Origin of the sequence: Pyruvatibacter sp. HU-CL02332 (assembly GCF_040362765.1) — a bacterium.
Classification (GTDB): Bacteria; Pseudomonadota; Alphaproteobacteria; order CGMCC-115125; family CGMCC-115125; genus Pyruvatibacter.
In genome coordinates, this window is sequence record NZ_BAABWK010000002.1 from 851,266 (window position 1) to 873,447 (window position 22,182).

Genomic DNA, 22,182 nt, shown 5'->3' on the forward strand with positions numbered 1-22,182 from the left:
GATCAGAGCCGCCTTAGCCGATAGTTGGCGATCAGGGCATCGACCGTTCCCGGGATTCGCGAAGCTGCTCCATTTATGACCACGGGGACGCGGTTTTCATACCAGTGGGCTACCAGAAGCAGGACAGCGTGGGCCAGTGGCGGTGGAACGTCGGTTGCAGCATCGCCGTATCCTGCAATGTAGCGAATACGGATCGAGGCATTGGCGTGCGGCGCTGATGGCCACGCAACGCCCGGCTTTAATGCCAGGTATGGCGCCAGACCGGTGGCTTCAACTTGATACATGCCTTGGTCCCAGACCGTTTGCCCCCCTTCGGGACTTAGGAGAGTGACAGACTGAACCGTCTGCAAGGGTGGCATCGGCAGAGTGATGCGACGTCCATTTGGCCATCGGTCCAGCACGGCCTCGAATTCGCGGGTTAGCAGCGCACGCCCCGTTGAGTTTTCAATGGTGATGCGAGCCGTGGCAATGAGAGAGGCAAGCAACGCATCTTCGTCTGGTGCTTCGATGCGCAGCAGTGTTTTGGCCTCGGCGAGCGTTACCGGCTCAACCAAAGGGTCGGTGATTTGTGTGATGTGCATGATTACCCGACGATTGACCGGTAGGCTTTGGTGGAAACAGGGATAGTCAGATCACCTGCAACGGCAGCCAGCGTTGTCGTGCTGCCGTCCTCATAGGTGACGTCGAATTCGTGGTTGGGTGGCAGCCCGAAATTGGTATTGATGTCCGTGACGGCAATAGATGCCTCCGCACGCATTGCTGTTTGTCCAGGCGTGAGGATGGGCGAAGAAAGCGGCCCCTGTTGTACGTCGGGCCAGACAACAAGCACGTCAGTGGCAAAAGTATCGAAACGATTGTTGATGGTTGCTGCAAACCCACCGGCCGATTGCTCAAGTTGGAAAAGTTGCCAGTCTTGAGTAGATGTGCGCTCGACAGGCAACGCGCCGACGCCGAGGCCAAATTTTGCTTCAGCCACAACGCCCGCCTGCTTTATCCACGCCTGAATGCTATGGGCACCTGAGGCAAAAGCATCGGACAGATTCAAGAAAGTGGATCCCGCCGCGGGCATCACCAGACGGTACGCCGTGCCTGACGTACCGTCGGGCAGAGTGGTTTGTACTGCTGAGACGCTGGTGTTTGCCCCTGTTCCAAAAGTAGTGGTTGTGACGTCGAGGGGGTTGAGGCGTGTTCTTGCGACCTCTGAGACCAAACCGCGTTGCGGAACAATGAGTGCCTGATCTACGCCAGCAGCGATTGGCAAGTTCTGCGGCGTGAGTGCCCAGGCGCTGGTGGTGCGGGTGACATTTACCCCTGGGACGTTGGAAAACGCGGCAATGCTGTTCTCGTCGGCCATGTATCGATCATTGCCAAAGTCCAAAGCAAGGGTGGTCCCGGCAGGCCACCATCCCCCGTTCCCTATTGCCAGTCTGGATGACAGCGAATGGGAAAGGGGGCCGGTCGCCTGAGTGGCAGGCGGCGGTGTGGGACTGTTCATCATGTGATGCATCAGGCCTAGATGCCTGCGGTCAGGCTGGGAGACGCAGCACCTGTCACAACGGCTCGCAGTTTGCATCGACCGATGCGGAAATTGCCGGCACCTGGCGCTGAAAACGTTGCGTCTGGTCCCACATCAATCCAGTTGGCCGCGCCATCAAAACTTGCCTGAAGCGTTATGGTGCCGCCGTCGAACACGCCGTGCGCATAGAACGTGCCGTCGCCGCCGAACCAGTCGATTGCCGCACTGGTATCGTTGGTGGTCTGGTTTGAGAAAAACAGCGCCATATGCGCCTCCCTTGGTGAATTAATCGGACGTGCGCTAGACAGGCTTGGCGTGGGCGTGACCGAGCAGGGCAAGAGCAGCCATTGGGGTGCCGTTGGTGTGGGTGCCTGTGAAATCCGCCACCACGCGGGAGTACCGACGGCCACCGATGTAACCGATGCGGTAGACTGCCTCGTCCTCAGCAGCGTCGTCGATCGTGGCGAAAAATCCAGCGGCGTCGACGTCAGCGCCGATCACATCGGGCGTGGTGACAGCCTCCCAGACTGACGCGTCGTGGGAATGCTCCAGCCTGATGTCGATCTTGAGGGAACCCGACAGTGTGTCGCCGGACTGACCGGCGATGACAGCGTGTTCAACGCTTTCAAAGCCGCGCCGATCCACAGTGGTTGAAGTTGTGTCAGCAGAGACGACGGCGGGCACAAGTGTGTGCCGCACCGCCACCTGATTATGCAGGTCGCGCATGTAGGATTGTCCTGAATTGTCAGTAGGGGGATGGATTAGGAAGCGGCAAACTTCATGAGTTTGATGGCTTCGAAGTTCTGCACACCGCCGCCTACGCGCTTTGTTGTGTAGAAGAGCACGTAGGGTTTGCGGGTATAGGGGTCGCGCAAGGTCCGCACGCCGAGACGGTCCACCACCAGATACCCACGGCGGAAATCGCCAAATGCCAATGCGTTGGCATCCGTTGCGATGTCCGGCATGTCTTCGGCTTCGGTGATGGCGAAATTCAGCAATGTGGCTGGCTGACCGGCAACCAGGCCCGGCTGCCAGAGATAATTGCCGTCTGCATCCTTGAACTTGCGGATCTCGCTCTGGGTTGACCGGTTCATCACCCAGTTGGCGTTGGATCGGTAACCAGACTTGAGGCTGTAGACGAGGTCAACCAGGGCATCTTCCGGGTTTGACGTCGCAAACGCACCGTTGGAGCCCGATGGGACGTAGCCCAGCTTGCCCCAACTCCACGTGTCGTCGTCGACAATATTATATGACAGGAAACCGCGCGGTTTGCGGACGCCGTCACCGTGGACGAAAGCTGTGCCTTCCTGTTCGGCGAAGGCGATCTGCACTTCCGATGCCAGCCACTCTTCGATGTTGACCGCACTGTCATCCAGCAATGACTGGGTGGCCGCTGGCATGGCGTAGAGCTCCATGGTGGGGAACTCCATCTCGGACAGAACCGGCGCAGCCGTCTCGGGGCGGGTTTCTTCCTCGCCTACCCAGCCGGACATGGCGCCTGCGGTCGCGATGGGCTTCTTCAGGGATGAGCCGGACACCTGACGTACATCAGAGATGGCACGGATGGGCGAGGCTTCGGACAGCACGCGCCCAATCTCACTTTCGGTTTCGCTGGGGACGAGATAGCCGCCGTCCGGGTCTGTCTGCGTGGACAGGGCCTTGACCTCAAGCGCTCGAAGATCGAACGCGTCGCCCTTGCGCATGTAGCCGTCCCAGGCGCGTTTATGCTCAAGCGCGGAATGAGAAAGCATGCCGGTGCTGACACCACTACGGCCGGGTCGGCTGGATTTCAGCAGCAGCTCGTCCATGCGATGCTTCTGTTCATCCATGGCGGCATTGATGCGGTCCACCTTGTCGGAGGTCACAACGTCGGACGACATGCGCTTTTCGATCTGCGACAGACGCGTGTCGTTGGCATCCTTGAAATGTTCAAAGGCCGACAGGAACTCGCCGAAGGCATCGCGCAATTCTGCGGACTGCGGGTCCCAGGCATTCGCGGAGGCAGCTGTGGTCGCCTCAGCCTTGTGTTCAAAGGGGGGTATGGCAGCGGGGTGGGCTGCCTTGGTTTCAAGCGTCATGCGGATGGGGCTCCTTTGCCTGTTGCATGCTGCGGGGAGTTTTGGAGGGCGCAATGGCTTTGCCGGCGCGGCGCATGACGCGCGCCAGAGCGTGCGACTGCGCTGCTGAAAAAGGGTTCAACGGATGTGTGTCCTGTTTGACCTGCGAGATGCGCGCAGCATCGAGCATGGGAAAGGTCACAAGTGAGATTTCCCACAGGTCGATTTCATGAAGCAGACGACCTCCGCCCTGACGACGCTCTGCGGTGACGGCGTGGAAGCCGATGGACAGACCGGTCAGCGCGCCTGCCTTAAGAAGCGCATGGGCGTTGCGTCCATCCTGAGCATCAAGGGCCAACCGCCCTTCGACCCACAGGCCGCGCGCGTCCTCACGCAATGACGTCCAAACGCCTACGGGCCGTGACGGCTCATGTTGATAGAGCATTGCGATGCGCGACGTACCGCGACGGTGCAAGGCAGATGCGAACGCGCCTGGCGATACCACGTCCTTTTGGTCGTCAGCCTGCCCAAAGAGGGAGGCGTAACCTGCAAACGTGCCGTCACCTGTGTCCTGCACACGTGCTGTGGCGATAACGCCGGCGCGCGCAGGCGCGTCGGCGCGCTTCAATGACAGCGGTCGGGTCATTCAGATCTCATTTGTGTTGAGGGGGCGGTCTACTTGTCGCCCAGCCGGTCCAGCTTGGTCTCGATGCGGTCCACGGACTGGCGCAGATAACGCATCTGTTCTTCCACCCGCGCCGTCCGTTCACCGATCATCGAGCTGGCAGAAACCTCGCGCTCGAGATAGTCGATGCGCTGCATGGCCGCCCCGGCCCACAGAAGCGCCCCGGCGGTCTGCAGCGACATGGCGGCGATCAAAGCAATCGGCACGCGTTTGTCGAGGTGCCAGCCTGTCGTGTCAGTCATTTATCAAGTGATGTCTTTGCTGCAGGTTCGAGGTCCCAGGCATTGCCACATCGGGGGCATGAATCCGGTGACTTGCTTCTGGCGATTGGCATTTTGCCAGGCCTCTCGTTCTCTATGCCAGCACGCGATACCGATAGCCCGCATCTCGGACACCGAACCGACATCTGCCATTTGATGTTTGCGAAAAACAGGGCGGCAACAATCAGAAGTGCGGGGCCTACATAAATCCAGCTTGTCCCAGTGGATTGGAAAATCAACAAAACGACGACGGCCAACGGAAAAGCCAAGGTTGGGGCGCTCGACCTGCGGACGCGCCTTGTCTGTTCCTCCTGCACTGATACTCCGTACGGTGAAGGAATGTCGGGCACAATGGGGCGTGCCTGTGCAACCTTCACAGTTGCACCCGGACTGCTGGTCGAACACTCCGAATTTCGGGCTCGAGTCCCACCATCGCTTGCCTTACGCATTTGCGTGAGCGATGCACCGCACTTCACACATGCGGTTGGAAATTGCGTTGGACCAATCATTGAATGAAACCCGTAGACGCGCTCACCGCAACCCGGACAAGTGTAGTTGCGCGCGAGACGCACCGCTCCCAGCCTTGCGCCAATCGCAACCACCAACAACACAACAGCAGAGTAAAAGACGTAGGTGAATCCAAGGAAGTAGGCGACCACAAAAACCACCGCAGACGGTGTCCCGATCACGACCGCAAAGAGGCTCAGCAATGAAACCGCGTTTCTTCTCGTCTCCGACCGCATGTGTATGGTCCACAGAGTTCCTGCATTTAGGCCGACATGGCTCACTTCTCACCATACCCCACGGCCCGGCGTTTTTCATCTGCGCCCAGGAAGTCCGCAGCGCCAATGCGCTCCCACAGGGCTTCTCGATCAGCATTCAGGGCTTCCAGAGCATCCGGGTCGTACCAGATACGCAGGTTGTCGCCGTATCGGGGGGCGAGCCAGTTGGTGATGGCGTGGCAGTAGCGGCCGACCAGAGGCAGGACCGTTTCGCGCCAGAAGGCACGGTTGGCTTCGGCGTAGTTGGCGTAGGTATTGTCGCCGGGGATGCCGAGCAGCATGGGCGGGATGCCGAAGGCCAGGGCGATTTCGCGGGAGGCGACGTTTTTGGCTTCGATGAAATCCATGTCCTTGGGGCTCAGGGACATGGCCTTCCAGTCTAAGCCGCCTTCCAGCAACAGGGGACGGCCTGCATTGTCAGAACCCTGATAGTTTTGCTCCAGCTCTTCCTTCAATCGTGTGAACTGTTCGTCGGTCAGATGCTCTGCGCCCTCGGCACCGGCATAGACCAGTGCGCCGGAGGGGCGGGCTGCGTTGTCCAGCAGGGCCTTGTTCCAGGCTCCGGCAGCATTGTGGATGTCGATGGCGAAGGCGGCGGCTTCCAGCGGGCTCATGCCGTAATGATCATCGGTCGGGTGAAATAGTTTGAGATGCAGGATGGGGCCTGTCATGGGGCCGGTATCGGGCAACGCAAACGCGACGGTCTCGCCGCCGGACGCATATTCATAGGCTTCGGGCCAGCCTTGGGGGCCGGGAACGACTTTCATACGGTCCGGGCGCAGGGCGTAGAGTTCGCGCGGTGTGCCATCCACCTCGACGGCTTCCATATAGGCATTGCCTGCGGTTTGCAGGTGGGCAAAGAAGGCGCAGCGGACGTCACTGCCCTCCTCCATAGGATTGGGGCGGGCCAGCAGGTCAAGCAGCGGGTGGCTCTCTAGCTCCGCATTGCCCTGATACATGAGCAGCGGCACCGAGGCGGCGCTTTCTGCGATACGGCGCACGGCGCGATAGACAATCGGATTTTTCTCCAGGCCTTCACGGGCAAGAGCTGCATAGTCGCGCGGCGTCCAGCGCGGGCGGCCCTGCAGGTGCAATGCGACGACGGGACCGGTGCGCGATGCCTTTGTTTCAGGCATGCGGGCGGGTGTCTTGCTGAACGTCCGGCGAGAGAGCCAGGGAAAAAGAGGCATGTTTGCTTTCGGGTTGGCGCCGCCCATGGGCCCTCCGGTCAAGCCGGAGGGAGAGCGGTGTGTTGGCATGAGGCTACAGGCTGCGCAGGCGGGGTTCGCCGGCGTTGGGGCCAAGCATCAGATCGGTCAGTGCCCAGACGAGGGCGTCCAGTCGGTCCGGCGAGCCGGAGTGTCCGGGGGCGGATGGGTCGAACTCGCACAATTGGTCTTCAAGGCGCGGGTGCGCGCCTATGTGATGAATGCGGCCTTGTTCATAGAGAGCTGCAACGGGTTCTGCGCGGACGGCTTTGCCGCGGGAGGCGCGGACATGGCGAACAGGCAGGCTCTGGTCCACCTGGCGCAACACGGCTTCCACCATTTCGCCGCCCTGATTGACTTCGGCCACCACGCGGTCTGCCTCATAAGCGTGAAACGCATCCGCAACGCGGCGCGCCCAGCGGGCGGGGCTGAGGCCGCCGGCTGACCGGTCGGCCAGAATGTATCCGTGGCCTTTGTCGTCAGCACCCGCAACAATGATGCCGCATTCGTCCGCCCGCGGAGAGGATGTTGCGGGAGGATCAACCGCCACGACAATGCGGCGCAATTGGGGTGCGCTTGCAAGGCGGGCACGGTCAATCAGGTCGCGTTGCCACAGGGCGTTGGGATTGTCCTCAAGCAGTTCAGCATTCAGTTCCTGTCGTCCAAGGCGCGTGCCGCCATACAGGCGCGCGACGGTGCGCAGAAAGCCCGGCGCAAGGTTTGCTGCATTGGCGATTGTCGCTGCACGGCTGACCCGCGTGGCCGGGTCCGCCAGCAGGCGCTTGAGCGCAGGTGCGGGGCGCGGCGTTGTTGTCACGACCTGACGGGGCATGTCGCCCAGGCGCAGGCCGAATTGCAGCATGTCCCACGTCTCCTGCATGTGGCGCCATTTGGCGAACTCGTCCCCCCAGGCGATATGGGCCTGATGGCCACGCAGGGCTTCAGGGTCTTCAGACGAGAAGGCCAGAGCCTGTGCGCCGGACGGCCACTCCACGCGGCGCTTGGAAGCAATCCACTTCGGGCGCTCATGGGGCGGCGCAATATCAATCAGGCCGGACGGGCCCTCCACCATCACGTCGCGCACATCTGCCAGCGTTTCGCCAATGAGGGCAATGCGGATGGGCTCGTGGGTGTGTGCGCGTATCCATTCCGCACCGGCGCGGGTCTTTCCGGCGCCACGTCCGCCCAGAAGCAGCCATGTGGTCCAGGTGTCATCCGGGTCCGGAGGCAGCTGGTCATCCCTCGCCCACACATCCCACGCATAAAAGAGCGCCTCAGCTTCCTGGGGTGTCAGCCCCTGCAAGAAGCGCGTCTGCTGTTCGGTCGTTGCCGAGGCGAGCGACGCGCTCAGCAAGCGCCGAGACGATGCGGTCATGATGTGCCTTGGTGTCGTGGATGTCCGCGTCGGTGTTCGGTTTGTCGTAGCGGGCGGCCAGGGCCATCAGCTTCTCAAGCACCTGCGTGAGCGAGCCAAGCAGCCTGGTCTCGTGCTCGCTGTCGCGGGCCGCACGGTCTTTCTGGCCAACTGATTTTTCCAGCTCATTGATGAGAGTGCCGAGGCTGGCACTCAGGCGTGACAGCATTGCCAGCGATACATCGTCAGGTCGCGCCACCGTGTCCAGAATGACGCCGCGTACCGGAAGCGGCTTGCGGCGGCGTGGCCAGCCATGGGAACGGGCGTGTTTGTAGAGCTGCGATTGAGTAATGCCGTATCGCGCCATGATCTGCACGACCGTGCAGTCACCGTCGCGATAGGCTGCCTCGATGGCAGGCCAGTCGGGGTGTGTCATTTGATCTGTGATTTGTGGGATCAGCTTGGGTGGGCCTGATTGTCAGACCCAATTCTTGAGCGTGAAGAGATACTACCTGAGGACCGTTCTGGGGTCAATAGGAAAATTACTCATTTCGTACTTTTTTCTTCTATCACGCCTATTCGTCGCCGTCTTCCCAAATCGCCAGATAGTCTTCCAGCTCATCTTCGGGGATGCCTTCTTCGCTGATGACCTTGCCCTGGACGGATATTCCTGACAAGTGGATGCTCTCCGGATCGCCGGAAACCAAGGGATGCCAGCTAGCAAGACCCCTGCCCTCGGCCAGTCGGCGGTAGGCACAGGAGGTTGGCATCCATTTTATCGCAGCCACGTTGCCCGGGGTCAGCTTGATGCAGGTGGGGACGCGTTTTGTACGATTTGCGTAATCTGTGCAGCGGCACAGATTCTGGTCCAGCAGGTGGCAGACGATGTTGGTGGTTTCGATGTCACCGGTGTCTTCGTCTTCCAGCTTGATGAGGCAGCAGCGGGCGCAACCGTCACACAGGCTTTCCCACTCTGACGTTGTCATGTCAGCCAGTTTCTTGGTCTCCCAGAACGGCTGATCGGGGCCGCCGTTAGCGCCCGAGATGGGGGTGGATGGTGAACGGGTGTTCATCGTTTACCTCAAATTGCCGAAATTCTTTGTTTGCCGCCGCACTGCCACTAGTTTCGGCCGACTGGTTTTGCCTGATGTTTTTGGGGGTCGCGGTGCGATCCCGATAGCCTTTAAGCTGACCAATACCGTCCTGTGATCATGCGGGACAGACCTAAAATTGAGTGCGGGGCCTCAACAAGGCTTTTTGGGGACGATGGGGACGTATAACGGTAATCGCGACAGCGGGCTGCATGGCTCGTGGCCGCCCGCGGGATCATCACATCCCGCGGATGCCCGATCGCGCGTTGATTTCGTCAGCAGTGACCGGTTTGACGACACGCCGGACCTGGCCCTGGGCTATGCCCCGCTGGCCACATCGGGTGTGCGTCCAAACAAAGATCAAAAACTCGATGATGACGCCAAAGCCATTCGGCGCGGACGCATGGGGGGCGGGTTTCGGCTGATGCTGTTTTCGTCGTTCGCGACGCTGCTGCTCATTTTCATGTTGCCGCTGGCGCTTGGGCTGCCGGGCAAGGTGGACCCCTGGTCCATCGGCAGCATTGCGAACGGCGATGTGAACGTCACGTTTCTGGACGCCAATGGTGACCTGCTGGCCCATCGCGGCTACCGGCAGGAAGAAACCGTGCCGCTGTCAGAGATGCCGCCCTATCTGGTGCAGGCGGTGCTTGCGATGGAAGACCGGCGTTTCTACCGGCACTGGGGCGTGGATATTCTGGGTGTTCTGCGTGCGGCACAGGCCAACTTTGCAGCCGGCGGCATTGTCGAAGGCGGCAGCACCATTACCCAGCAGCTGGCGCGCAATCTGTATCTCGACGGGTCACGCACCTTTGGCCGCAAGGCGCAGGAGGCAGCCCTTGCCTTCTGGCTCGAACAGCAACTGACCAAGGATGAAATTCTGGAGCTTTATCTCAACCGGATTTATCTGGGCGCCGGGGCGTATGGCGTTGAGGCGGCATCCAAAGTCTATTTCAGCAAGAGCGTGCGTGATCTGACCGTGAGCGAAGCAGCGCTGATTGCCGGCTTGCCCAAGGCACCTGCACAGCTTTCGCCCGCCAAAGACCTTTCCCGGGCCCAGGATCGCGCGGCGCTGGTTCTTGAGAAGCTGGAAGAGACCGGCTGGATGACTGCAGCGGAGATTGAAGCGGCACGCGCAGCCCCCGCGGTCGTTGATCTGGAGGAACGGTCGCCGGATATGCGGGCGTCCTATTTTGTGGACTGGGTGTATTCGCGGATGCCGCTCTTCGTGGACGGTCCACCGCGCGAGCTGGTGGTGGAGACGACCTTCGACCCGGACCTGCAACGCATGGGCGAAGAGGCACTGGCAGCAACGTTTGATGGATTGCGGAGCAATGCCAACGTCGATCAGGGTGCCCTTGTTGCGCTGGACCACAATGGTGCTGTGAAAGCCATGGTCGGCGGACGGGACTATCTTGAAAGCCAGTTCAACCGCGCGACCCAGGCCATTCGTCAGCCGGGCTCCGCGTTCAAACCGCTTGTCTATATGGCGGCGCTTCAAAACGGCTACACGCCCTATAGCGGCATTGTAGACAGGCCGGTGCGGATCAACGGGTGGATGCCGCTCAATGCCAACAAGCGCTATAGCGGCTGGATGGAGATGCGCAATGCCATTGCCTATTCGGTCAACACCATCGCGGTTCGTGTCGGATACAAGGTGGGGCTGGACAAGGTGGCGGACTATGCGCGGGCGTCGGGCATTACAACGCCCCTGCCGGCACACCCCTCACTGGCTCTGGGTGCCATGGGGACAAAGCTACATGAACTGACCGGCTCCTATGTGCCCCTGGCGAACGGTGGCTTTGAAGCACCTGCGCACGGCATTGCCCGCATCTCTAATGTGGATGGTGAGGTGCTCTATGAGCGGGCGCGCACCTTTGTTGGGGCCATGCCGCCACCGTATCGGGAAAACAATTTCGGTGAGGAGCAAGTGGATGAAGATGCCACAATCACGCCGATCCTGAACAAGGTTGCGACTTCGGGCGATGTTCAGACAATGACGAAGATGCTCAAGCGTGTGATCTCCATCGGCACAGGCCGCAAAGCCGCTTTGGGCACCCGCGAAGCTGCAGGCAAGACTGGCACCACCAATGACAATCGCGATGCCTTGTTTGTCGGCTATACGGCGGATCTCGTGGCCGGGGTGTGGATGGGCAATGATGACAACACGGAGATGGATCGCGTTTATGGCGGTACGCTTCCGGCGGAGACCTGGGCCAACTTCATGACGGCGGCCCATGAAGGCAAGCCCGAGCGCCCCATCTACAAGCGCATCTGGGTGAGGCCGCATCCATCGCAATACCAGGAGCCTGAACCAGAGACAGATGAGCTTCCCGTCGTGGAAGCCCCCGTCGTTCCCACCTATTCAGCCCTACGCGGAAAGCTGAACGGGCTGTCGAATTCGTTGGCGGCGGCTCCGACACTTCAAGCTACTGCGCCTGAATCAACTCAGACACGATCGCGCAGGATGGATCGCAGTGTGTTTCGCAGCCGCGATGACTAAAGTGCGTACGGGTTAACCGTGGCGTAATCCAACGCTGGAACCCGGTGGCTTTGCGCGCATAAACTCAGTTGACGAATTTGCCCCCACTCTATCTCTCGCCTAGAAGGCTCATTGCTGCCCATGTTCCGTCTCGCATCCATTTTAAAGCTGACCGGCATTGTGTTGTTTGCCGTCGTCGTCGGCGCGGGCTCAGCCTGGTGGGCCATCATGGGAGCTGTGGCAGCATCCGGGATTCAAAACGGCCCCTGGTACACATCGACCGCGATCGGGTCTGCGGCGTCTGACCCTTACACGCGGGCGCAGATCGCATTGACGGGTCTGCTGGCTCTCAACAAGTCGGAAGCTGTTTACTTCACCGCGACGCAGGACGATGACGGCCGGCCTTTAAGCGGTGCGTGCACCTATGAAGTGACAGGGCGCAATCTGGCGGCACGCTGGTGGAGCATCACTGCTTATGGCAGCGACCACTATTTGATGCACAACGAGCAGGAACGGTTTTCCTATAATGTGGCGTCGCTTGGTCTGCGTTTTGCGCCCATCGCCAAGTGGCGCATCAATGTTTCTGCCAGCGAGCAGCAAAGCAACTGGCTGCCGGTGAAGAAGAACGACTTCTTCTCGCTGACACTGCGGCTGTACAACCCGTCAGCGCAGATCATTGGCAATCTGGAGAATGTCGGCCTGCCGGAAATCAAGCGCATGTCGTGCACAGATGCGGGAGCGGCCTCATGAGAACCTGGCCGCTTTGGATTGGTGCTGCCATCGTGCTGACGCTGATCGTGCACATCCTGACGGTGCTGCTGGTGCCGCCAAGTGTGATGACCCTTGCGATGATGCGCATGGCGGATGCGGATGCAGACAAACGCGTGTTGCACACACCGCCGCCGGACGCCTCGGCACGCACGGTTGTGCGCCCGAGCCCGGACCTTGCCTACTCCATCTGCCTGTTCGACATGTCGGAAGGGCCGATGCTGGTGAAAGCAGCAGTGCCGGAGACCTATTGGTCGGTCTCGGCTTTTGCCCACAACACAGACAACTTCTTCGTGGTCAATGATCAGCAGGTTGCAGGTGACACGCTGGAACTCCTGATCCGCCGCGAAGAAGACGAGGTGACCGGCTTTGACGGCATCCCCGTATCGTTCGCGCCAACGGACAAAGGCGTGGTGCTGATGCGGATGCTTGTGACCGACCGCGAGAACTATCTTGAGCTTGATCCAGTGCGCCGCAACGCGACCTGCGAAACCCTGACGCGCTAGACCACCTCTCCCCAATCCGTTGACTAGTGGCAGCCGTCGGTGAGCGTGCTAGTTTCCTGTGAACATCTAGGACCGCAGGGGAGTTCGTGCATGGGCAGGCTAGGGCTAATTGGTGCCGGTATCGCAGCCGTGGTGTTAATCGCGCTTGGGATGTGGCTGACCGAACCTCAGTCTCTTACGGACGACGGCGGCACCCAGCGCATTACTTTCGCCACCGACTGGAAAGCCCAGGCCGAACATGGCGGGTTTTATCAGGCCGTGGCCAAAGGCTTTTACGCCAAGCGCGGATTGGAAGTCGAAATCCTGCCCGGCGGGCCCGGTGTGAATGTGCCTCAGCTCATGGCCGGCGGCGCTGTTGATTTCGGCATGGGGTCCAACAGCTTTATTCCCTTGCGCATTGTTGAGGCCGGCATTCCCGTGCGTGCGGTGATGACGGTGTTCCAGAAAGACCCTCAGGTTCTGATTACGCATCCACGTGACGACGTGACGTCGCTGGCGGACATGAAGGGCAAGCCCATCATGATTTCTGACGCGACCATCAGCGCGTTCTGGGTGTGGCTGAAGGCCAAGTATGATTTCAGCGACGATCAGATCAGAAAATACACCTACAACCTGGCGCCGTTTCTGGTGGATGAGACGGCCATCCAGCAGGGCTATGTGACATCCGAGCCTTACACGATTGAAAAAGAGGGCGGCGTCGCGCCGGAGGTCTATCTGCTGGCGGACAATGGCTACCCCGGATACGCAACCATGGTGCTGGCGCCCAATGCGTGGATTGAGGAAAGCCCGGAGGTCATTCAGGCCTTTGTCGATGGCACCATCGAGGGGTGGTACGACTATCTTTATGGCGACCCGGAACCGGCAAACGCGCTGATCCTGCAGGACAACCCGGAAATCACAGCTGACGTTCTGGCACAGGCGCGCGAGAAGATGCTGAGCTATGAGCTGGCGACAGGGGGTGACGCAAAGACACTTGGTCTTGGTGCCATGACAGAAGATCGCTGGCGCACCTTCTTTGAAGTCATGTCCGCCAATGGCGTGTACGAGGCTGATCTGGATTGGAAGGCAGCGTTTACCAGCGAGTTCGTCAACAAGGGACCGATGGACATGCCGGGACTGCCCGCAGCCCAGGGCGACTAGGCAATTGGGCAACTAGGCAACCGTGAGCACCCCCTTCCTTACACTGAACAATATTGGCCGGCGGTTTGCCGATGGCACAGCTGCGCTTGCCGACATCTCCGCCGATATTGAGGAAGGGAGTTTCGTCTCACTGGTTGGTCCGTCTGGCTGCGGCAAGAGCACGCTGCTGCGTTTGGTCGCCGGGCTGGATGAGCCAAGCGCCGGCAGCATCACATGGACCAACGGCCAGCCGGATGATGTGGGGTTCGTGTTTCAGGATTCGACACTGATGCCGTGGGCCACGGTTGCGGACAATGTGTGGCTGCCGCACCGGCTGCGCGGTATGTCCAGAGAAGACGCACAGCCCCTCATTGATGAAGCATTGGAACGCGTTGGACTGGGCGGGCGGCAGAGTGCGTATCCACGCGAGCTGTCCGGCGGCATGCGGATGAGGGTTTCCATTGCCCGCGCCCTATCGCTGAAGCCCCGTGTGCTGTTGATGGATGAACCGTTTGCAGCTCTGGACGAGATAACCCGGGAAAAACTCAACGATGATCTCAACGACCTGTGGGCGGAACATAAGTGGACGGTTATCTACGTCACGCACAGTGTCTATGAAGCGGCGTATCTTTCAACGCGCATTTTGGTGATGCCGGCCCGGCCCGGCGCGTTTGTGGCGGATGTACCGGTTGAGGCACCGGTTGACCGGGGCGACGGCTGGCGCGCGAATCCGCGCTTTGCACAGATATCAGCCGATGTGACGGCCCAGCTTCGCGCTGCTGCGGGCGTCGCATCTCAATCCCGGCGCGTGTCGTGACTGCGCACTCACCATTGCGCGCCGACGGGCCGCTGATGCGCTGGGGACTCCCCGTCCTGTTCGGCATTGCCGTTCTGACTGCATGGGAACTACTGGTCCACCAGCTGGAGATTCCGGCCTATGTGTTGCCGGGGCCTTTGGCGATTGGTGATGCGCTTGTGAGCGGCTTTGGGTCGCTCATGGGATCGTTGTGGGTGACGTTGCGCATCACGCTGCTGGCATTCTTCCTGGCGCTTGTTCTGGGGACAGGTTTTGCGGTGCTGTTTACAGAGAGCCGTCTGGCAGCGCGGGCGCTGTACCCTTACGCAGTTGCCCTGCAAGTGACGCCTATTGTCGCAATTGCACCGCTCATTCTCATCTGGGTCGGGCTGGACAATGCAGAAGCGGCGGTGACCATTCTTGCTGTCATTGCCGCCTTCTTTCCTGTTCTCGCCAACATGACGGCGGGTCTTCGCGCGGCGGACCAAAATCTGATTGACCTGTTTCAACTCTATGGGGCCAGCCGGTGGCAGATCATTACAGGTGTCCGCTTGCCCTCCGCCCTGCCCTATCTGCTGTCGGCCATGAAGATTTCTGCTGGCCTTGCGCTGATCGGCACTGTGGTTGCCGAGTTTGTGGCGGGCTCGGGCACATCCACCGGGCTGGCCTGGCGGATCATCGAGGCAGGAAACCGGCTGCAGGTGGCGCGCATGTTTGCGGCGCTGGTTCTGCTGTCCTCTTTGGGAATTGTCCTGTTTTTTGCGCTATCTGCGCTTGAGCACCATTTGCTGCGGCATTGGCATGACAGCGCAGAAAAAGGCGCCAAATAGCCATTATCACGCAAATTTTGTGTGGTTCCTTTATTTTCACACAAATATTGACGGATAATTGCGTATTCCCCATGTTCCAGATAGACGTGGCGCAGCAAATTCACCACTGCGCGATATGCGTCTCCGCATGCGTTGCGACGCGCGACTAATCCACACTGAACGACCTGGAAATTCATGGCCCAACACATCAACAAAAAAGCCCGGTTTCATTCGCTGACAGCCAATCGGCTGCTGGACGGAGAGCCGGTGTATCTGACCGGCGACCATGACTGGTCTGAGGTGCTTTCTGATGCCGTCATTGCTGACGGTAAGGACGAAGGCGCCAAGCTGATGGATGTGGCGGCGCAGGCGGTGAAAGACCAGCACGTTGTGAACCCCTATCTGTTTGATGTGGATGTGGACGGTACAACGCCGAAGCCGATTAGCGTGCGCGAGCAGATTCGCGCAACGGGCCCGACAGTGCGCCTTGACCTTGGCAAGCAGGCCTCCTGAGTGACATTCGCCGGTCCGATTTGGGCGCAGGCACAACGTTAGAGACAGACCATGTATCGCTACGATGAATTCGACCACACCATCGTCAAGGAACGCGTCACGGAGTTCACCGGACAGGTGAAGCGCCGCCTGGCAGGCGAACTGACGGAAGACGAGTTCAAGCCTTTGCGGCTGATGAATGGTCTTTACCTCCAGCTGCACGCCTACATGCTGCGGGTGGCTATTCCTTACGGCACGCTGTCAGGGACCCAGATGCGGATGCTGGCCCATGTGGCACGCAAATATGACAAGGGCTATGGCCACTTCACCACGCGCCAGAACATTCAGTACAACTGGCCAAAGCTGAAAGACGTGCCGGACATTCTGGATGATCTTGCGACCGTCGAAATGCACGCGATCCAGACGTCGGGTAACTGCATTCGCAATGTGACGTCGGACCAGTATGCCGGTGTTGCTGCCGGTGAAATTGACGACCCGCGCGTATGGGCTGAAATCCTGCGCCAGTGGTCAACGTTCCATCCGGAATACACGTTCCTGCCACGCAAGTTCAAAATTGCGGTGACGGGTCACAGCAATGACCGCGCGGCCATCAAGATGCACGATGTGGGCATCATCATTGTTGAAGGGGACAACGGCGAACCGGCCTTTGATATCTATGCCGGTGGTGGCCAGGGACGCACGCCGATGGTGGCGCATCTCGTGGGCCAGAAAATTCCTGCCCGCGACCTGCTGCACTTCATGGATGCGATCATGCGCGTCTACAACATGCATGGACGCCGGGACAATCTCTACAAGGCGCGCATCAAGATTCTTGTGCATGCTCTGGGTGCGGAAGAATTTGCACGTCAGGTGAAAGAAGAGTTTGCCAAAGGCGGCGCAGGCGAAGACCTGAAACTGCCGGATGGCGAAATTGAGCGCATTCGCGCGTATTTCGCGCCTCCTGCCTATGAAACGCTGCCAGACAGCGATGCCGGCTATGAAAAGGCACTGGCTGAGGACAAGGCGTTTGCCCAATGGGCACGCACCAACCTCGCCGACCACAAAGTGCCGGGCTATGCGATCGTCAATGTGTCGCTCAAGCCGATTGGCGGCATTGCCGGTGACGCGTCTGACGCGCAGATGGATGCGGTTGCTGATCTCGCCGAAACATTCAGCTTCGATGAAGTGCGCGTGACGCATGAGCAGAACCTCACCCTGCCGGATGTCAAGAAGTCAGACCTTTATGAAGTCTGGAAGCGTCTGGATGCGGCCTTGCTGGCGACCCCGAATATCGGGCTGATCTCCGACATGATCGTCTGCCCCGGTCTCGACTATTGCGACCTTGCCAATGCGCGGTCGATCTCCATCGGCCAGATGATTTCAGAGCGCTTTGCGGATCTGGATAAAGAGCATGACATTGGCGAGCTGAAGGTCAAGATTTCAGGCTGCATCAATGCCTGCGGTCACCACCATGTGGGCCATATCGGCATTCTCGGCGTCGACAAGAAGGGCGTTGAATTCTATCAAGTCACTCTTGGCGGGTCTGCGGACGAGAACGCTGCTGTTGGCGACATTGTTGGTCCCGCCTTCACGGAAGACGAGATCGTCGGCGCCATCGAGACTATCGTTGAGACCTTTGTGGCGAACCGCAAAGACGGTGAAATATTCCTCGATACCTACCGCCGGATTGGCATCGACCCCTTCAAGGAGACTCTCTATGCCGCTGCTTAAGGATGGGGTTGCTGTCAGTGACGACAAGTGGGTGCGTGTTGAAGACGACGCGGACCTGCCCGAAGACTGCCATGCGCTCATCAGCATGACGCGCTGGCTGAAAGATCGTGATGCGCTGCTGACGCGCAACAAGCCGATTGGTGTGGCGCTGGAAAGCAGCGACAACCCGGATGAGATCATGGATGACCTCGACCGGTTCGGGCTGATTGCCGTGGACTTTCCACAGTTCAAGGACGGGCGCGGCTTCTCATACGGACGCCTCATCCGCCATCGCGGCAAGTTTGAAGGCGAGCTGCGGGCAACCGGCGGAGTGTTGGTGGACCAACTGCATTACCTCGTGCGCTGCGGCTATGACGCGGTCGATGGTGATGACCGGATTACCGAAGAAGCCTGGGCGGACGCCAACAGCCGGTTCAGCGTCGTCTATCAGCCGACCGGTGACGGGCAGAAGACGGCACTCCAGAAGCGCCACGGCGGCTAGGGCTGCTTGCGGGACGTCTTGGGGCGCGACGTCTTGGATCGCGGTGTCAGGCATTCGGCCATCAATAGTGTGTTGGCTTCAATTTCTGCGTCATCGTCAAACGGGTGATCGGGTGCCAGAATGAATCTGGTGAGTACATATCCCAGGTTCACCGAAACGATCAGCCTTGCGGCTGTTTCAGGGGATATGTCGCGCCGAAGCATGCCCTCCTCCTGAAACCTCTTTAGCGCCTTGACTGCTGCCTGCCACACCTGATCACGCCAAGCATCAACAAACCAGAGACGCACGTCTTCATCCGTACACAGAGTAGCGATGAGCATGCGAAGTTGCGGCGCGACATTGCGGCTTTGCTCCAGACGTGTGCGGACAAGCGCATTGTGCCAGGTCTCAAAGTCAGGCGATGTGGCTGCCCAAAGGTCCCGCGTCTGCTGAAGTCCTTCGTCAACGGTCATGGACACGACAGCAGGCATCAACGCGGCAGCAAACAAATCAGCCTTGCTCGGAAAATACTTGAACAAGGTGCGTTCAGTGGTTTTGGCCGCTTTGGCAATCTCGGCCGTCCGGGCATCGTGAAACCCCTTCTTGCCGAACACCCGTCCGGCCGCATCCAGGATACGCCCTTCGATCTCATTGCGCGGCGTCGGCCCCTTCGCATCAAAAGTCTTCAGCGCGTCCAGTGTGTCTGAGGTCATGCGCACATGCCTTTCGAATCGTCCGTGGGTCGAAAAGTATAGTAGCCACTTTACACTCGCAGAGAAGGGAGTATAGTCACGACTATACCTTATTGGCAGGAGGCTTCCTATGGCATCTCTGGTGAAAAGACTTCCAGCTCCTTACGACTTTGGATGGACATTTCGTACCGCTGACGATTGCGAAGTGGTCGAGACGCATCTGGGTGACGGGCGGTACGAAATTCGGCTCGACCATGCGCCGTTGAAGGGCGTGACCACAGAGATGCTCACCTGGTGGTTTCAGGTGTTTGACGGAACAGCCACCTATCGCGGTCAATCCCTGCCCGCCTACCATCTCTGGCATCCACGCGATCATGTGGCTGTCAAACTGACCCGCAACGAGGCAGGCCGTGTTGCGCCCAAAGAGCGGGTACATATTCAAGAAGTGTTTGGCCGGGACAAGCGTTTCTCGATTGACGCCCGTTCGGGAATTCATCGGTGGGACGGGCGCGGTGTCGGTCTTCACCTGGACGTTGCGGGTCACCGGTTGCTTGAGCTGGACCATGTCTTCAAAGACTCCCCGAACGGTGCGATTTACCAAAGCTGCATGCGTGCGGGCGGGGGGGTCGGACCTCTGCGGCGCATCATCAACACCGCAGTGTTGCCGCGCCGCTTTGGCGCAGCGCAACGTGCCGCCTGGATCCGTCACAATTTTGAAGAGGTCGGATGCTTCGAACATTTCCTGCCGGAGCTTTTTGAGACAAAGGCGATAACCCCATCGTCGGCTTCATGACGGTGCTTCAGACGCTTTTGTCATGTTCGGTTCAGGACAGGTCTCGCTGCTTGCGTTAGCCTGCACGCATGACCTTTGGCACCGTCTCCCCACCTGCGCCGTCTGCACGCAACCGCATGGCATATGTCCTGTTATGGGCGGCGCTGGCGCTGATGATCGGCGGCGTGACGTTGCCTGCGATTTCGGTGAGCTCGTTCTGGGTGTTTGGCGAGACCTATTCCATTCTCGGCGGCATCCTGGCCATGGCGGAGCGCGGCGACGTGGTGCTTGCGGGGTTTGTCTTTGCGGTTTCGGTGCTGTTTCCAACGGCCAAGATTGTGCTTGGGCTTGTCGCCCTGCACCGGATGAAACAGCCTGACGCCAAGCTGGCGCGGATCATGGGGCGTCTTTCGGCCCTGTCGCGCTGGTCCATGGCGGATGTGCTGGTGCTGGCGCTGCTGGTCATCATCCTCAATGGCCAGGTGCTGACGACGGCAGATGTTCATTCCGGCGTGGCGTTGTTTGCGATGGGTGTCGCTGCTTCCGCCCTAGGCCTTGCCATTGTTGAGCGGCGCGCAAATTCCACCTCTCACTCCTAGTCAGACTTTGTCTTTGCATCGCGCATAAAAAACGCCCGGCTGCAGGGAGGAGCAGCCGGGCGTCAAGCCTGATCAGGCGTATTGGGTGCGCGTGTTACGCAGCGCGGCCCAAAGCTTCGTTGACGTTCGTTTCAACGCGTGTGCGGACTTCCTTGACGCGCTTTACGAGCGGCTGGCTGGCGTCCTTAACAGCTGTGGTTGCAATGCCACCAACTTTTTCGGCGCTCTGACGGGTGCGCTTGAGAGCAGCTTCAGCGTACTTGCGCTGTGCTTCAACAGCAGCCTGGATGTCCTTGGCGTCAACCGTTGCGCGGAATGCCTTGAAGCCGTCAACGACGTTGGCTTCAACAGTGTCGATTACTGTGTGAGCAGCAATGCGGATTGGGCTCTTGGCCGCAACCTTCTTGGCAGCGGGACGACGACGGGTTGTTGTCTTCTTTGCAGTCTTCTTGGCAGCAGCCATTTCAATTCTCCTTGTGCGGCGATTTGAGGGGTGCCGCTTTAATGTGTCCCCGGTTTCTGGAACTTGAACCACCCCAGATACGCAGGGTGTCAAACGAGGCGGTTCAGCAGCAACGGGCTGCGACCTGATCTCGTCTTGTGCGATGCAGCATATATGGCAGTGCAGCGGAGCAATGCAAGCGCTTTTTTGTGCGGTGCAATATCTTGTTTGAGATTCCGCAGAATTCTGCGACTTTGGCGATAAAGTTTTTTGTTTTCGGGGGGTTAGCGGGTGAACCGCTCCAGCCCAAATGGTGCAGGATTGACCGGTGGAGACTCATTTTCGAGCAAATCCGCCAGAACGCGTGCACTGCCACATGCCATGGTCCAGCCATAGGTTCCGTGCCCGGTATTGAGGCTGAGATTCTGCCATTTGCCCGCGGGGCCAATGATGGCGCCACCGTCCGGCGTCATGGGGCGCAGACCCGTCCAGACTTTGGTGTCGGGGTATTTTGAAAGATCCGGGAACAGATCATTCAAGGCATTGCGGATTGCAGCGGCGCGCTTGGGATTGATGCTCATATCTGTCCCGGCAAGCTCAGCCATACCCGCAACGCGCACCTGCGTGCCGAAGCGGCTGACAACAATGCGGCGCTCTTCATCGGTAAGGCTGACGGTGGGCACTGCGTTGCTGCCTTGTGTCTCAACCGTCACCGAGTAGCCTTTGATGGGGTAGATGGGCAGGTCAACACCAAGGCGCTTCATCAAAGGAACGCTGCCGACCCCAAGGCACATGACGGCGTGATCACACTCAATTGGGCCGGTTGATGTTGCAACAGCTGTAACCCGGTCTTCTCTTGTCTCAAATCCCAACACATCCGTTGAGAGCATGAAGGTCACACCCGCCTGCCTGGCTTTTTCTGCGAGCAGTTGGGTAAACAGGTGCGCGTCGCCGCTTTCATCATCGGCAAAATGAATACCGCCGCGCACTTCGCCGGCCGCAACAGCCTGCGCAAGAGCGGGTTCGATCTGCGCGCATTCTTCAGCTGACACGAAGCGGGCGTTGGCACCGAGCTTTGCGAGCTTGGGGGCCTTGTCGCGCAAATCCTGCAAGTCAGCTTCAGACTTTGCGACCTTCAAGATGCCTTTTGTCTGCTGATTGTATTCAAGGCCAAGGCGCTGACGCAGGGCCTTGAGTTCGGACAGGCTGAGCTGGCCAAGGGTGAGATTGCGCGCGACGCCTTCGTCATAGGCACTGGCGGTGCAGCGGCGCACGAAGGCGACAAGCCATTTCCACTGGGCGGGATCAAAGCTTGGCGACCATTTCAGCGGCGCGTCAGCACGGCCCAGCCATTTGAGGCCCTGCATAGGCACGCCGGGTGCGGCCCATGGGGCACTGCCCGTTGCTGATACCTGGCCGCCATTGGCAAAGCTGGTCTCAAGAGCAACGTCATCCGCGCGGTCAACAATCGTGACCTCATGGCCCCGGTCAGCGAGGTAATAGGCCGTGGTGACGCCAACAACGCCTGCACCCAGAACAACTATTTTCATGCCGCCAGTGTCCG

The 22,182-nt window shown here is 59.5% G+C and carries 25 protein-coding genes; 11 read left to right on the plus strand and 14 right to left on the minus strand.

Annotation, left to right across the window (positions count from 1 at the left end; translation table 11 throughout):
* Positions 1-2 precede the first annotated feature (2 nt).
* From ABXH05_RS14660 to ABXH05_RS14710, 11 genes are all read right to left on the minus strand, one after another.
* Positions 3-581 (minus strand): head-tail connector protein, encoded by a 579-nt coding sequence (locus ABXH05_RS14660; RefSeq protein ID WP_353561802.1) that lies wholly within the window; start codon positions 579-581, stop codon positions 3-5.
* A 2-nt stretch (positions 582-583) separates the two neighbouring features.
* Positions 584-1,354 (minus strand): hypothetical protein, encoded by a 771-nt coding sequence (locus tag ABXH05_RS14665; protein WP_353561804.1) that lies wholly within the window; start codon positions 1,352-1,354, stop codon positions 584-586.
* Between the two features lie 158 nt (positions 1,355-1,512).
* Positions 1,513-1,782, minus strand: coding sequence for a hypothetical protein (locus ABXH05_RS14670; protein ID WP_353561806.1), 270 nt, complete (start codon positions 1,780-1,782; stop codon positions 1,513-1,515).
* 34 nt (positions 1,783-1,816) lie between these two features.
* The gene (locus tag ABXH05_RS14675; protein ID WP_353561808.1) at positions 1,817-2,242 is read right to left on the minus strand and encodes a hypothetical protein; all 426 of its coding nucleotides are present in this window, start codon (positions 2,240-2,242) and stop codon (positions 1,817-1,819) included.
* 35 nt (positions 2,243-2,277) lie between these two features.
* Positions 2,278-3,594, minus strand: coding sequence for a phage major capsid protein (locus ABXH05_RS14680; protein ID WP_353561810.1), 1,317 nt, complete (start codon positions 3,592-3,594; stop codon positions 2,278-2,280).
* Positions 3,584-4,219: an HK97 family phage prohead protease gene (locus tag ABXH05_RS14685; RefSeq protein ID WP_353561812.1), complete on the minus strand. Its 636-nt coding sequence runs from the start codon at positions 4,217-4,219 to the stop codon at positions 3,584-3,586. The genes ABXH05_RS14680 and ABXH05_RS14685 overlap by 11 nt, the downstream gene beginning before the upstream one ends.
* A gap of 29 nt (positions 4,220-4,248) precedes the next feature.
* Positions 4,249-4,500: a hypothetical protein gene (locus ABXH05_RS14690; RefSeq protein WP_353561814.1), complete on the minus strand. Its 252-nt coding sequence runs from the start codon at positions 4,498-4,500 to the stop codon at positions 4,249-4,251.
* Positions 4,501-5,302: 802 nt separating this feature from the next.
* Complete coding sequence (locus ABXH05_RS14695) at positions 5,303-6,490, minus strand: phage portal protein (protein ID WP_353561816.1); 1,188 nt, start codon at positions 6,488-6,490, stop codon at positions 5,303-5,305.
* A gap of 73 nt (positions 6,491-6,563) precedes the next feature.
* The gene (locus ABXH05_RS14700) at positions 6,564-7,883 is read right to left on the minus strand and encodes a DNA-packaging protein (RefSeq protein ID WP_353561818.1); all 1,320 of its coding nucleotides are present in this window, start codon (positions 7,881-7,883) and stop codon (positions 6,564-6,566) included.
* On the minus strand, positions 7,783-8,298 hold the full coding sequence (locus ABXH05_RS14705; RefSeq protein WP_353561820.1) for a hypothetical protein: 516 nt from the start codon (positions 8,296-8,298) through the stop codon (positions 7,783-7,785). Before ABXH05_RS14705 ends, ABXH05_RS14700 begins: the two co-directional genes overlap by 101 nt.
* A 139-nt stretch (positions 8,299-8,437) precedes the next feature.
* Positions 8,438-8,935 carry a YcgN family cysteine cluster protein gene (locus ABXH05_RS14710; protein WP_353561822.1) on the minus strand — a complete coding sequence of 166 codons (498 nt, stop codon included), beginning with the start codon at positions 8,933-8,935 and terminating at the stop codon, positions 8,438-8,440.
* Positions 8,936-9,128: 193 nt separating this feature from the next.
* Here ABXH05_RS14710 and ABXH05_RS14715 point away from each other — a divergent pair, with 193 nt between their 5' ends.
* The 9 genes from ABXH05_RS14715 to ABXH05_RS14755 all read left to right on the plus strand — a co-directional run bounded on the left by ABXH05_RS14715 (position 9,129) and on the right by ABXH05_RS14755 (position 18,134).
* Positions 9,129-11,453, plus strand: a complete 2,325-nt coding sequence (locus ABXH05_RS14715) for a transglycosylase domain-containing protein (RefSeq protein WP_353561824.1) — start codon at positions 9,129-9,131, stop codon at positions 11,451-11,453.
* Between the two features lie 120 nt (positions 11,454-11,573).
* Positions 11,574-12,182 carry a DUF1214 domain-containing protein gene (locus ABXH05_RS14720; RefSeq protein ID WP_353561825.1) on the plus strand — a complete coding sequence of 203 codons (609 nt, stop codon included), beginning with the start codon at positions 11,574-11,576 and terminating at the stop codon, positions 12,180-12,182.
* Positions 12,179-12,706, plus strand: coding sequence for a DUF1254 domain-containing protein (locus ABXH05_RS14725; RefSeq protein WP_353561827.1), 528 nt, complete (start codon positions 12,179-12,181; stop codon positions 12,704-12,706). Before ABXH05_RS14720 ends, ABXH05_RS14725 begins: the two co-directional genes overlap by 4 nt.
* A 90-nt stretch (positions 12,707-12,796) precedes the next feature.
* Positions 12,797-13,846 carry an ABC transporter substrate-binding protein gene (locus tag ABXH05_RS14730; RefSeq protein ID WP_353561829.1) on the plus strand — a complete coding sequence of 350 codons (1,050 nt, stop codon included), beginning with the start codon at positions 12,797-12,799 and terminating at the stop codon, positions 13,844-13,846.
* Positions 13,847-13,868: 22 nt separating this feature from the next.
* Positions 13,869-14,642, plus strand: coding sequence for an ABC transporter ATP-binding protein (locus ABXH05_RS14735; protein WP_353561831.1), 774 nt, complete (start codon positions 13,869-13,871; stop codon positions 14,640-14,642).
* The gene (locus tag ABXH05_RS14740; protein ID WP_353561832.1) at positions 14,639-15,451 is read left to right on the plus strand and encodes an ABC transporter permease; all 813 of its coding nucleotides are present in this window, start codon (positions 14,639-14,641) and stop codon (positions 15,449-15,451) included. Before ABXH05_RS14735 ends, ABXH05_RS14740 begins: the two co-directional genes overlap by 4 nt.
* 174 nt (positions 15,452-15,625) lie before the next feature.
* Positions 15,626-15,943 (plus strand): DUF2849 domain-containing protein, encoded by a 318-nt coding sequence (locus ABXH05_RS14745; RefSeq protein ID WP_353561834.1) that lies wholly within the window; start codon positions 15,626-15,628, stop codon positions 15,941-15,943.
* A gap of 51 nt (positions 15,944-15,994) precedes the next feature.
* A complete protein-coding gene (locus ABXH05_RS14750; protein ID WP_353561836.1) occupies positions 15,995-17,653 on the plus strand; it encodes a nitrite/sulfite reductase in 1,659 nt (552 codons plus the stop codon).
* A complete protein-coding gene (locus ABXH05_RS14755) occupies positions 17,640-18,134 on the plus strand; it encodes a DUF934 domain-containing protein (protein ID WP_353561838.1) in 495 nt (164 codons plus the stop codon). Before ABXH05_RS14750 ends, ABXH05_RS14755 begins: the two co-directional genes overlap by 14 nt.
* Here the strand turns inward: ABXH05_RS14755 and ABXH05_RS14760 are convergent.
* Complete coding sequence (locus ABXH05_RS14760; protein ID WP_353561840.1) at positions 18,131-18,826, minus strand: TetR/AcrR family transcriptional regulator; 696 nt, start codon at positions 18,824-18,826, stop codon at positions 18,131-18,133. The genes ABXH05_RS14755 and ABXH05_RS14760 overlap by 4 nt on opposite strands.
* Before the next feature lie 109 nt (positions 18,827-18,935).
* On the opposite strand from ABXH05_RS14760, the gene ABXH05_RS14765 reads away from it, so the two are divergent.
* Together ABXH05_RS14765 and ABXH05_RS14770 are read left to right on the plus strand one after the other, a co-directional pair.
* Positions 18,936-19,598 carry a DAPG hydrolase family protein gene (locus ABXH05_RS14765; RefSeq protein WP_353561842.1) on the plus strand — a complete coding sequence of 221 codons (663 nt, stop codon included), beginning with the start codon at positions 18,936-18,938 and terminating at the stop codon, positions 19,596-19,598.
* A 68-nt stretch (positions 19,599-19,666) separates the two neighbouring features.
* Positions 19,667-20,176 carry a paraquat-inducible protein A gene (locus ABXH05_RS14770; protein ID WP_353561844.1) on the plus strand — a complete coding sequence of 170 codons (510 nt, stop codon included), beginning with the start codon at positions 19,667-19,669 and terminating at the stop codon, positions 20,174-20,176.
* A gap of 94 nt (positions 20,177-20,270) precedes the next feature.
* Here ABXH05_RS14770 and ABXH05_RS14775 read toward each other — a convergent pair whose 3' ends face one another.
* Positions 20,271-20,639 carry a phasin family protein gene (locus ABXH05_RS14775; protein ID WP_353561846.1) on the minus strand — a complete coding sequence of 123 codons (369 nt, stop codon included), beginning with the start codon at positions 20,637-20,639 and terminating at the stop codon, positions 20,271-20,273.
* 263 nt (positions 20,640-20,902) lie between these two features.
* Positions 20,903-22,168 (minus strand): D-amino acid dehydrogenase, encoded by a 1,266-nt coding sequence (locus ABXH05_RS14780; RefSeq protein WP_353561848.1) that lies wholly within the window; start codon positions 22,166-22,168, stop codon positions 20,903-20,905.
* Positions 22,169-22,182: the final 14 nt, after the last annotated feature.

Bases quoted from the DNA above. Each gene is read 5' to 3' on its own strand.
- ABXH05_RS14685 (WP_353561812.1), bottom strand. From the start codon at position 4,219: ATGACCCGACCGCTGTCATTGAAGCGCGCCGACGCGCCTGCGCGCGCC.
- ABXH05_RS14665 (WP_353561804.1), bottom strand. From the start codon at position 1,354: ATGGCCGACGAGAACAGCATTGCCGCGTTTTCCAACGTCCCAGGGGTA.
- ABXH05_RS14700 (WP_353561818.1), bottom strand. From the start codon at position 7,883: ATGACCGCATCGTCTCGGCGCTTGCTGAGCGCGTCGCTCGCCTCGGCA.
- ABXH05_RS14765 (WP_353561842.1), top strand. From the start codon at position 18,936: ATGGCATCTCTGGTGAAAAGACTTCCAGCTCCTTACGACTTTGGATGG.
- ABXH05_RS14705 (WP_353561820.1), bottom strand. From the start codon at position 8,298: ATGACACACCCCGACTGGCCTGCCATCGAGGCAGCCTATCGCGACGGT.
- ABXH05_RS14780 (WP_353561848.1), bottom strand. From the start codon at position 22,168: ATGAAAATAGTTGTTCTGGGTGCAGGCGTTGTTGGCGTCACCACGGCC.
- ABXH05_RS14660 (WP_353561802.1), bottom strand. From the start codon at position 581: ATGCACATCACACAAATCACCGACCCTTTGGTTGAGCCGGTAACGCTC.
- ABXH05_RS14760 (WP_353561840.1), bottom strand. From the start codon at position 18,826: ATGACCTCAGACACACTGGACGCGCTGAAGACTTTTGATGCGAAGGGG.
- ABXH05_RS14715 (WP_353561824.1), top strand. From the start codon at position 9,129: ATGGGGACGTATAACGGTAATCGCGACAGCGGGCTGCATGGCTCGTGG.
- ABXH05_RS14670 (WP_353561806.1), bottom strand. From the start codon at position 1,782: ATGGCGCTGTTTTTCTCAAACCAGACCACCAACGATACCAGTGCGGCA.
- ABXH05_RS14745 (WP_353561834.1), top strand. From the start codon at position 15,626: ATGGCCCAACACATCAACAAAAAAGCCCGGTTTCATTCGCTGACAGCC.
- ABXH05_RS14690 (WP_353561814.1), bottom strand. From the start codon at position 4,500: ATGACTGACACGACAGGCTGGCACCTCGACAAACGCGTGCCGATTGCT.
- ABXH05_RS14755 (WP_353561838.1), top strand. From the start codon at position 17,640: ATGCCGCTGCTTAAGGATGGGGTTGCTGTCAGTGACGACAAGTGGGTG.
- ABXH05_RS14775 (WP_353561846.1), bottom strand. From the start codon at position 20,639: ATGGCTGCTGCCAAGAAGACTGCAAAGAAGACAACAACCCGTCGTCGT.
- ABXH05_RS14675 (WP_353561808.1), bottom strand. From the start codon at position 2,242: ATGCGCGACCTGCATAATCAGGTGGCGGTGCGGCACACACTTGTGCCC.
- ABXH05_RS14750 (WP_353561836.1), top strand. From the start codon at position 15,995: ATGTATCGCTACGATGAATTCGACCACACCATCGTCAAGGAACGCGTC.
- ABXH05_RS14730 (WP_353561829.1), top strand. From the start codon at position 12,797: ATGGGCAGGCTAGGGCTAATTGGTGCCGGTATCGCAGCCGTGGTGTTA.
- ABXH05_RS14695 (WP_353561816.1), bottom strand. From the start codon at position 6,490: ATGCCTCTTTTTCCCTGGCTCTCTCGCCGGACGTTCAGCAAGACACCC.
- ABXH05_RS14710 (WP_353561822.1), bottom strand. From the start codon at position 8,935: ATGAACACCCGTTCACCATCCACCCCCATCTCGGGCGCTAACGGCGGC.
- ABXH05_RS14720 (WP_353561825.1), top strand. From the start codon at position 11,574: ATGTTCCGTCTCGCATCCATTTTAAAGCTGACCGGCATTGTGTTGTTT.
- ABXH05_RS14770 (WP_353561844.1), top strand. From the start codon at position 19,667: ATGACCTTTGGCACCGTCTCCCCACCTGCGCCGTCTGCACGCAACCGC.
- ABXH05_RS14680 (WP_353561810.1), bottom strand. From the start codon at position 3,594: ATGACGCTTGAAACCAAGGCAGCCCACCCCGCTGCCATACCCCCCTTT.
- ABXH05_RS14725 (WP_353561827.1), top strand. From the start codon at position 12,179: ATGAGAACCTGGCCGCTTTGGATTGGTGCTGCCATCGTGCTGACGCTG.